Raw genomic sequence first — 8,928 nt, 5'->3', positions numbered from 1 at the left:
AGGTAAAAACTACCTCAAAATTGAAAAGGGGGTATCGCCGCGGTAGTCCCAATCTTCAACTCTTGCACCCGTTAGTTGAAGAAGCCCTTTACTTCAATTATATAAAATATTAAAACTACGCATTAAGTTTCAATTCTAATTCCTTGTTTTTCGTATATTTTTATAGCAAATTCGGGAGCATATTTTGGAGAACTCCATTTAATTTTTTCTATGAAATCTTGATTACTTTCACTGAAGTAAATCCAATCAACTGTATCTATCGCAAATACTTGAAAATTTGATTGAAAAGGAGATTGACGTTTACATTTTGGGTTTGGACAACCTTGTATAGAAGCAGGCTCTATTCCCCCTGTTTCAGATTCAATAGTGTCCGTATCAAGCCAATGAAAAAGTCCACAACCACAACAAAAATATTCTCTTTGCATAAAATCCTCCTTAAAATCTGAATTACTTCGATTTATAGGTATGATGAGCTAGTAAGTGTGATGTGAGGTAATTATTAACATATAAGTAATTTAAAGGTTTGTTTTAAGAAAGAATAGGAAAATAGTAATAAATGCAAAGAATGAAATGTATTGTTACTAAAGTCTCATTTGATTGAGTGGTCTACTAAAACTAACCTGCTTCGTTAGCTGAATAACCAAAAAAGGATCGCCGCAGCAATCCCTTTCTTCAACTCTTGCACCCGTTAGTTTAAGTATAACCCTTCACATACAATATTTTTATTGAAGAGGAGAGGACACATTATCCTCCTCATTCTTTTAATAAATCAGAGAGATTTTTTTTGCGATAAATCTATATAATCCTCTCTAATAAATCCCCCACTTTTTTTGCCATTTCCTTCGGTGGATAAGGCATGCCATTTTTTAGCCACTATTCCACTACACCTACGTAAGCATTTGCAACAAATTCGACAACTACATCTTTTTATTTCTGCTGCATAAATCACTCTCGTCCCCATAAAGAAAAACACCTCCAAGTTGTCTTTTTAGGTAATTACATACCCGCTTTTTCAACTAAAAGGTGTTTTTATTTGTCCCACTGTATGGGTTCAATTCTGTCCCATATTGACAAGGGGTTTTTGTTCAAATGTTTAAAGATAAGAGTATAGCTTTTCGAGTTAGATAGTTTTCTAACTCCACAAGGAAAGCTACTTTGAATGATCATCACAGGTACAATCTAGGCCTTTTATTGTTCCAAAGGGGCCTCGTGCTTTTCTAATTTTTTGCTAAGCTTTCTCCCAATTGGTTTTCTTTCCACATAATTGTAATAAAGAAGCCAATGACCATAATAACAGCAGCGAAAAGATAAGGATAGTCGATGTTTACGTCAAATAAAATTCCACCCATCGCTGGCCCACCGATATTACCTAAGCTCGTATAGGTTGAGTTCATACCAGCAACAAATCCTTGCTCTTTCTCGGCAGCTTTTGATAAAAAAGTCGTCAATGCCGGGCGAAGCAAGTCAAATGCGAGGAAGATGAAGCAAGTTATTGCCAGCACAGCCAAAAAGCTAGAGATTACAGTAGACGCCACTGCCAATATTGCACCTATAATTAAACATAATTGGATCAGTTTCTTTTCACCAAGTATATCTACCATTTTTCCAAACATAAATACTTGGATTACAACTCCGAAGATTGAGCTGATTGTAATAATAGCTGCAATCTCCTTAGGCGTGAAGCCAAATTTATGATCAGAAAATAGGCTGAAAACAGTTTCATATGCTGATAAACCGAAAGCAAGTACAAATACAATGATAAAGGCAGTAAAGTAACGTGGATTAAATGATCTTTTGAAATCGCCTATAAAGTTTGTTTGCTTTGTATTAGCAGAAATTTCTGCAAGCTGTTCCTTTGTTAGCGGCTCTTTTAAAATAAATATTGATGAAATGCATGCTAAAAAGGCAATGCCTGCCGCAAAGAAGAAAGGCATACGTATACCGTATTCTGCAATAAAGCCACCAATGGCAGGTCCGATAATATAGCCAGTACTAATGGCGGCAGAAATATAGCCTATCGCTTTTGACCGTTCCTGAACAGATGTAATATCTGCAACATATGCAGTAACACCTGGCATAATAAAGGCGGCACTAATTCCCCCTAGAATCCTTGATAGATAAAGCACTGACACATTCGTACCTAAACCAAAGATAAGTTCTGAAACACCAAAAAGAAACAAGCCGATTATGATGATTTTCTTTCTGCCATAATGGTCAACCCAACGTCCTACGAGCGGTGATATTAGTAATTGTGCCACAGCATGTACGGCGACAAGATAGCCCATCGTTTTTCCCGATAAATGCATGATATTCATAAAAGACGGCATAACGGGGACGATAAGACCTATACCTAGATATGCAATGAATAGATTGCTTAAAAGAATAATTAATACCAACTTTTGTTCTTTAATTGTTTTCTTCATATATAATCACCTCTTTCTGTATAATCATTGATGTGAAATACCTCTCCGCAATACTGTCCAAGAGGTCTAACTAATCAAAAGCTATTGCAAGTAGAAAAAATTTATATCAAATCTTTGCTTGGAGTCTTACGAGACCAAACAACTACAGGAATAAGCAACAGTGACAGTATTGCTCCAGAAAGCGATAGTATCGTATAACTATAATGAGCGACTACCAATCCTGATAACGCACCCCCGGTGGCACCTGATAATGCAAGCAAGACATCAGCAGATCCCTGTGTTTTTGCACGAATAGATGGATGTGTTGCATCTACAATGAGAGCCGTTCCACTTATTAAGCCAAAGTTCCAGCCAACACCAAGTAGTACTAACGCACAGATAAGTAGAACCATTGAATCTGCAGGGGCAAAAGCTGCCAGCATACCAGAGGCCAGAAGCGTGGCACCAGAAGCAACAGCCATTGAAGTACGACCAACTTTATCTACAAGCATCCCTGTAAGAGGCGAAGGCAAGTACATGGCGCCTATATGAAAACCTATGACCAACCCCACTTCTCCCAAACGATGACCATAATGTCCCATATGGACCGGTGTCATGGTCATAATGGCCGCCATGACAAATTGAGTCAAAACCATTACTGTAACGCCCACGACAACTCCTCTCTTGTTTATTGTAGAGATTTCGGAATTTGGTTCTGCCTGCACAGTGCGGTTTTCCTCCTGGGCATTGGCTATGGCTGTAGATACAATCAAAGGGTCTGGACGAAGAAAAATGAAGAGAACCAATCCGGCAAGGATAAAAGCAGCAGCCGCTAAGATAAAGGGGCCAGCCAAAGTTGGAACACCAATAGAATGCGCAAATTTTCCCATCACATCGACCAAGTTAGGACCCGCTACAGCACCAAAGGTAGTAGAAACCATGGCCATGCTCACAGCAGTTGCCCGCTGTTTAGCTGTCGCCAGATCTGTACCGGCATATCGCGCTTGCATATTTGCGGCGGTACCAGCTCCATAAATAAGCAGGGAAGTGAATAAAAGCACGACGCTGTTGATTAAGGCAGCGATTATAACGCCGACCGCACCCAGTCCACCAGCAAGAAAACCGGCTGCAAGTCCTGGTCCGCGGCCAAAACGCTGTGAAAGTCGGCCTACAAGCAGTGCGGCCCCTGCAGATCCTAAAGTGAGTAAGGCAACTGGAATCCCTGCTGCACTTTCCGTCCCTAGCATATCTTGTGCGAGAAGTGCGCCTACCGTTATACCAGCTGCAAGTCCTGCACCTCCAAAGATTTGTGATAGAATCAAAATTCTTAATGTTTTTTTATAGAGCTGTTTTTGTTTGTCTGTTGAATCAATATAACCTTGCAACCAAACAGGATGCTGTTTTGACCTACTTGTATCCCATGTTTTAGTTACCATAAAACTACACTTCCTAACAAAATAATTTTTTTGCACTTTCTTGCCCATCCTCTTTTAGAAGGTTTCGTTCGATAAATAATTAAGGAGCTCATGATTATCAACTACATAATCATGAGCTCCTTGTATCACTACAGAACAAATAAATGCTTAGAAACTGCACAAAATAAAATTAACATTCACAATTAATCTGAGTTTCTATTCAAGGAACTTTATCCAACAAAAGGATGCTTTACCACAAATCGGATGCCAACAAATCTTCACTGATAATGCTTGTGGAGACAAATCATAAAGAACCGGACTAAACTATGCTTTTGATTTTTTAAGAGAGGAAGACACATTGGTTGTTTGGAAAAGTGCTTCATAAAAACGACGAACTAATTCTTAATTGGTTTCAACTGACATGATTGTCTTTCCACTCATATAAAATTAAAACTACAATTTCTGTCTGCTCTGATTCTTTAAAATGAATATGATTCTCCGTCATCAGGTACTAAAACATTCGAGGAGATTCCTTTTTCATTAATTAAGCTTTTTAATTCTTCTTTTGATAATGTCCAATGATTAACAGCTTCCATATGGACAGAAATGATTTTTGCATCTGGAGCAGCTTTATAAACTTCATAAATGTCATCTTTCCCCATAATTAGAGAACCACCTTCAGAGAGTTGAACATCCCCGCCGTTGACAACAATGATTTCTGGTTTGTGTGTTTCAATTACTTCCTGAACAGCTTCATACCAAACAGTATCTCCAGCTACATATAAAGTTTTCTCATTTGAGTGTTTGAAGACAACGCCGCACACTAGACCAGTAACCTTTAGGATTTCGCCTCTTCCATGCTCTCCTTTTGTTTTAATTAATTGGATTCCTTTAAAGACTGTATTCTCTTGTAAAACCTCTACATTTTGGAAGCCTGCATTTCGAATTTCAGTCGCATCTTCTTCATTTTGGGAAAATATTTTAATCTCTTTGGGCAGCGCTTCTTTAGCAGCATCATCCCAGTGGTCATAATGTAGATGAGTAACAATAACAGCATCAACATTATGAATGATATCGTCAATAGATATTGGTAAACTAACTAAAGGATTATTTGAGTTGTTTTGTCTTAATGAAGGGAAAGGCGGGTAAGTCCCTTTTTCTGATAACATTGGATCGATTAAAAACTTCTTTCCCGCATATTCAACGACAATTGTTGCATTACGAATTTGATGTATATTCATATTTATTAACTCCTTTATCTTTTGAAATTTCCTCTGAACAATGTATAGTCTAAACTATGGACACATGACGGGTACATAGATTAAGTAAAGTCTTTTGGCGGTTTGACTTTATTTATGAAAGGAGTTAAATAAATGTTAGATAACACAGATATGCATATCTTGAAGGAACTAACTAAGAACAGTCGGATTACAATGAAAGAATTGGGTGAAAAAGTCCATTTGACTGGACCGGCTACTTCAGCTAGAGTGGCGAAATTAGAGGACAATGGGATTATTGAGGGGTACACCATTAAAGTGAATCAAGTAAAAATGGGGTATCTTGTTCACGCAATTATACATATTTATACGAAAAGCACGAATCATCAACCTTATCTGTCGTTTATAAAAGAACAAGTTCAATTCGTCATAAACAACTACAAAGTCAGTGGAGAAAGTTGTTACCTTCTCGAATGCAAATTCCCATGCAATGAAATATTAGATGAATTCTTGACAGGTTTGAGCAATTTGGTGAGCTACAAATTATCCATGGTTATTAACAAATAGTATCAATAAACATGCGACATCGTGAAGGAATACACTTAAACAAATGGAGGCATTAATCCAAGATGAACTGCACCCGTTAGTTTAAGTGCATTTTTTCACAATCTTATGGTTTGAACATTAAACATTTAAGAAACACTCTAAAAATATAATTTCTTTTTAACACATAATTGAGGATTCGTGATTAATTTAGCTTTCGCTATTCCTCGCTTAAATCTTACATTGTTTAACCATTCAACAATTGCATTTGCATCATAATTAGGGTGAATTCTTTCCCCATTTTCTAAAGCCCAATATTCTGTATTCTTTTCCTCGTCAAAAATCCAATTTAGAAAGTCCTCCTGAATACTGTTCATCTTCCTACCTACTTTTGTTGAACAAGAAATGTATTGAATAAAATCGTCACCAAAGTCAATTTTTATAATCATATGAGTGTTTAACTCCTTGAAATCTTTTTGAAATTAAGGCTATTATAGCATTCCTTATTAAACTAACCTGTTCCTTTAGTTGAAGAACAAAAAACCACCAATTATGGCAGCTGGATCTAAATTATTGCACCCAGTTAGTTGAGTAACGTTATTAAATTATTGCAATGAAAAAAATAGCGATACCAATTTTATTTAAGTATTTTGCTTAATCGTTTCTTCTACGTAAGTAAGAAAATTACTGTATGGGGAGTTCCCTTTCAGAAATTGCGATACCACATTCAAAGGTAATATCACTATATCCCTCTTTTTAGAATAAAGAACACTCTGTGTTTTGGTATTACTAAACACTCCATCAAGATTGGGAGAATAATTGTGTACAGAATCAGACTCGTACCAGTAAAAGTCTTGCTTAATATTATTTTTGATAACCTCACCAATATACGCACCTATACGAACCACTAAATTATCAAAATGCTTATTTAACAATTCAGTACCAAACTCCGTATTCATTAATCTTTTTGTATACATATCAATAAAACGAACGCTTTCAATAGTGAAGTCTAAATATCTTTTAGTAAGGTTCTCTTTATCCCAGGAATCATCTGATACATCCTGATACATTAATTTTGCAATGCCTTTTAAATCATCTTTTTTTAATTTTGCTTTATTTAATAAACTAAACATAAGATCGGATTTCTCCTTTATCAATTGTCTACGAGTACAGCTATGCTAATTATATCCCTTATTCCGCTAACCTGCCCCGTTAGCTTAAGTACATTTCTTCACAAACTTCTTAAAAATCAAGTACTGAAAAATCAAGTACTGAAAAATCAGCTATTGTCCAATTAAGCTATAACGCCAATTATTGCACCGCATAAAGCTTCCTGGAGGATATTCAAATTCGCATTCAGAGATAAATTGAAAGTCAAGCTTCCGACAAATTGCATTTGAAGCAGGATTATCAATCGATGGGAATGCGTGGATGTATTTATATTTGTTCTCTCTAGATGCTTCTTCAATTGCTAACTTTACTGCATTTGTAGCTATTCCTTTCCCTTGATATGAGGGTAGAACGCTCCATCCAGTTTCATATAGACTTTCATTATTCCAAGTAGTTTGCCAATATCCCACAGAACCTACTGGTTCAAATTCTGGCGACAATATAATGCTGAACATACGTCCTCTATTACCAAGCTCAAGATAGCGTTTATGTCGTTTCAAAATCTGCTCTTTACTCTCTGAACCTCCAAGATGCTGCATCATTTCTGGAGCGTTTAAACGAAAAAGTAAATCAAGGTCATTATCCTTCCAAGGCATTATCTGAATGATATTGTTACTTGTTGCCAAATTTCCTTCATCCCCTCACTACTTAATTACTTATTCTTTCTTTATGAAAGCTAAAACTCCTCTATTTATTGATTTTTTTGTTTAACTAACCTGCTCCGTTAGCACAAAAAGAAAAGCCGCCAAAATGACAGCTTGAATCTTTAACTCTTGCACCTCGTTAACTAAATAAGATTTTCTTCTTTTTTTTTATCAATATTATAAACTCATCCAATATATAAAAGGAAAAGGCATTAATACAGAAAAGTGTTACCCAGCCACTACTGCCATCCCAAGGATAAAAAATAGCAACTGCTCCTATATGAATGACCATAGAGTAAAAAGCTCTCTTGATATTATTATTTAAATTCCTTAATAAAAATTCAGCAAATAACGAAACAGGAATACCATATAAAAAGTAAAATGGAAATACAAAAAACAACGCACTAATATCCTTAAACATTATGGACGATAGTAAGGTCATAACAGAAGCAACCAGTATTTTCCTCTTAAACATATAATTTCACCTTATTGAAGTTTTGATATACAAATATTTTACCTTTTTGGGGCAACTATGAACACTATAAAATATAGAAGGATGCTTCAATGGAAAAATAAAAGGTTTGTATGGCTTAGTTGTTCTTCCACTAAACTGCCCGTTCGTATTATAAGGTTAACCAGAATACTAAATATTTCTGGTTGACCTTATTTATTTTGGTCTTATTATATCAGTAGCCAGGGTAGAACGTAACTACCCGTGGGGCTTTGACCCCGTCAGCTAAACGGTTCGCCACCTACTTGTAGAAACATGATTGAGGCTGGTTAGGACATAGATCTCGTATAACAAGCGAAGCTGTGATACTGCATGGAGGATTAGGGGTTACTGGCAAATTACGAGTTTAGGAGGAGATTTTAGAATGAATCCAGTCATTGGTCTGGATGTTTCAAAAGGGGAAAGTCAAGTTCAGGCATTTTTAGATAAAGGCAAACCATACCGTAAGAGTTTTAAAGTTTCTCATACAATAGAAGGTCTTGATTTACTTGTAGAGTTTCTGGAGGTGGTCAAGAGAGAAACTGGTAAGAAACCACCTATTGTTTTAGAAGCGACAGGACATTATCATTCCTCTGTTGTTCAATACCTGGAGGACCGTGGGTATTTATTGATAATCATTAATCCATTGATTTCTTATAAGGCTAAAAGTTCAAGTCTTCGAAAAGTAAAGACAGATGCGATAGATGCTTACCATCTCTGCGAGCTGTTTTATAAGGAAGATTTAGAGCCGTATAAGAAGCGTGGGGTGCAGCTATTAAACCTTCGGAATCTTACAAGACAGCACGAAAATATTACTGGTGTATTGATTCAAACAAAGCTACAATTTCAAGCGATTCTAGATCAGGTCTTCCCTAAATACAGAGGTGTTTTTGGTGACTTATATTCGGTCGTATCACTATTAACTCTTTCAGAGTTTCCCTCATCTGAAGATATTTTAGAGGCAAGTGAAGAAACAATAGCCGACAAAATCGCTGAATTATGTAAAAGTCGTTCCTATAGATGGGCTAAAGAAAAAGCTACTCAGCT

10 protein-coding genes and 1 pseudogene are annotated in these 8,928 nt (G+C 36.4%); 2 read left to right on the top strand and 9 right to left on the bottom strand.

Features of this window, described 5'->3' with window-relative positions; genetic code table 11:
• Window positions 1-122 precede the first annotated feature (122 nt).
• The 5 genes and pseudogenes from FS608_RS29505 to FS608_RS29485 all read right to left on the bottom strand — a co-directional run bounded on the left by FS608_RS29505 (window position 123) and on the right by FS608_RS29485 (window position 5,058).
• The gene (locus tag FS608_RS29505) at window positions 123-425 is read right to left on the bottom strand and encodes a hypothetical protein (RefSeq protein WP_144556112.1); all 303 of its coding nucleotides are present in this window, start codon (window positions 423-425) and stop codon (window positions 123-125) included.
• Window positions 426-795: 370 nt separating this feature from the next.
• A pseudogene (locus FS608_RS31570) lies at window positions 796-927 on the bottom strand (TetR-like C-terminal domain-containing protein); the annotation flags it as partial.
• 290 nt (window positions 928-1,217) lie between these two features.
• Window positions 1,218-2,423 carry an MFS transporter gene (locus FS608_RS29495; protein ID WP_144556110.1) on the bottom strand — a complete coding sequence of 402 codons (1,206 nt, stop codon included), beginning with the start codon at window positions 2,421-2,423 and terminating at the stop codon, window positions 1,218-1,220.
• Between the two features lie 101 nt (window positions 2,424-2,524).
• Window positions 2,525-3,838: an MFS transporter gene (locus tag FS608_RS29490; protein WP_144556108.1), complete on the bottom strand. Its 1,314-nt coding sequence runs from the start codon at window positions 3,836-3,838 to the stop codon at window positions 2,525-2,527.
• A gap of 458 nt (window positions 3,839-4,296) precedes the next feature.
• Window positions 4,297-5,058, bottom strand: coding sequence for an MBL fold metallo-hydrolase (locus FS608_RS29485; protein ID WP_144556106.1), 762 nt, complete (start codon window positions 5,056-5,058; stop codon window positions 4,297-4,299).
• Between the two features lie 132 nt (window positions 5,059-5,190).
• Between FS608_RS29485 and FS608_RS29480 the strand changes: the two genes are divergently transcribed.
• The gene (locus FS608_RS29480; protein WP_144556104.1) at window positions 5,191-5,601 is read left to right on the top strand and encodes an Lrp/AsnC family transcriptional regulator; all 411 of its coding nucleotides are present in this window, start codon (window positions 5,191-5,193) and stop codon (window positions 5,599-5,601) included.
• 137 nt (window positions 5,602-5,738) lie between these two features.
• On the opposite strand, the gene FS608_RS29475 is transcribed toward FS608_RS29480, so the two are convergent.
• From FS608_RS29475 to FS608_RS29460, 4 genes are all read right to left on the bottom strand, one after another.
• Entirely contained in the window at window positions 5,739-6,026 is a 288-nt protein-coding gene (locus FS608_RS29475) for a hypothetical protein (RefSeq protein ID WP_144556103.1), read from the bottom strand.
• A gap of 192 nt (window positions 6,027-6,218) precedes the next feature.
• Entirely contained in the window at window positions 6,219-6,710 is a 492-nt protein-coding gene (locus FS608_RS29470; protein WP_144556101.1) for a hypothetical protein, read from the bottom strand.
• A 150-nt stretch (window positions 6,711-6,860) separates the two neighbouring features.
• Window positions 6,861-7,343 (bottom strand): GNAT family N-acetyltransferase, encoded by a 483-nt coding sequence (locus FS608_RS29465; RefSeq protein ID WP_144556114.1) that lies wholly within the window; start codon window positions 7,341-7,343, stop codon window positions 6,861-6,863.
• A 187-nt stretch (window positions 7,344-7,530) separates the two neighbouring features.
• On the bottom strand, window positions 7,531-7,866 hold the full coding sequence (locus tag FS608_RS29460) for a hypothetical protein (RefSeq protein WP_186328959.1): 336 nt from the start codon (window positions 7,864-7,866) through the stop codon (window positions 7,531-7,533).
• 400 nt (window positions 7,867-8,266) lie between these two features.
• On the opposite strand from FS608_RS29460, the gene FS608_RS29455 reads away from it, so the two are divergent.
• Window positions 8,267-8,928 (top strand): IS110 family transposase (locus tag FS608_RS29455; RefSeq protein WP_144556097.1); only part of this gene is annotated, 662 nt, incomplete at its 3' end.

This window comes from Bacillus sp. X1(2014) (assembly GCF_007678255.1).
The sequence above is the reverse complement of the archived record's forward strand: the minus strand, read 5'-3'. Positions and strand labels throughout refer to the sequence as shown.

Bases quoted from the DNA above. Each gene is read 5' to 3' on its own strand.
- FS608_RS29465 (WP_144556114.1), bottom strand. From the start codon at position 7,343: ATGCCTTGGAAGGATAATGACCTTGATTTACTTTTTCGTTTAAACGCT.
- FS608_RS29505 (WP_144556112.1), bottom strand. From the start codon at position 425: ATGCAAAGAGAATATTTTTGTTGTGGTTGTGGACTTTTTCATTGGCTT.
- FS608_RS29485 (WP_144556106.1), bottom strand. From the start codon at position 5,058: ATGAATATACATCAAATTCGTAATGCAACAATTGTCGTTGAATATGCG.
- FS608_RS29475 (WP_144556103.1), bottom strand. From the start codon at position 6,026: ATGATTATAAAAATTGACTTTGGTGACGATTTTATTCAATACATTTCT.
- FS608_RS29470 (WP_144556101.1), bottom strand. From the start codon at position 6,710: ATGTTTAGTTTATTAAATAAAGCAAAATTAAAAAAAGATGATTTAAAA.
- FS608_RS29495 (WP_144556110.1), bottom strand. From the start codon at position 2,423: ATGAAGAAAACAATTAAAGAACAAAAGTTGGTATTAATTATTCTTTTA.
- FS608_RS29490 (WP_144556108.1), bottom strand. From the start codon at position 3,838: ATGGTAACTAAAACATGGGATACAAGTAGGTCAAAACAGCATCCTGTT.
- FS608_RS29460 (WP_186328959.1), bottom strand. From the start codon at position 7,866: ATGTTTAAGAGGAAAATACTGGTTGCTTCTGTTATGACCTTACTATCG.
- FS608_RS29480 (WP_144556104.1), top strand. From the start codon at position 5,191: ATGTTAGATAACACAGATATGCATATCTTGAAGGAACTAACTAAGAAC.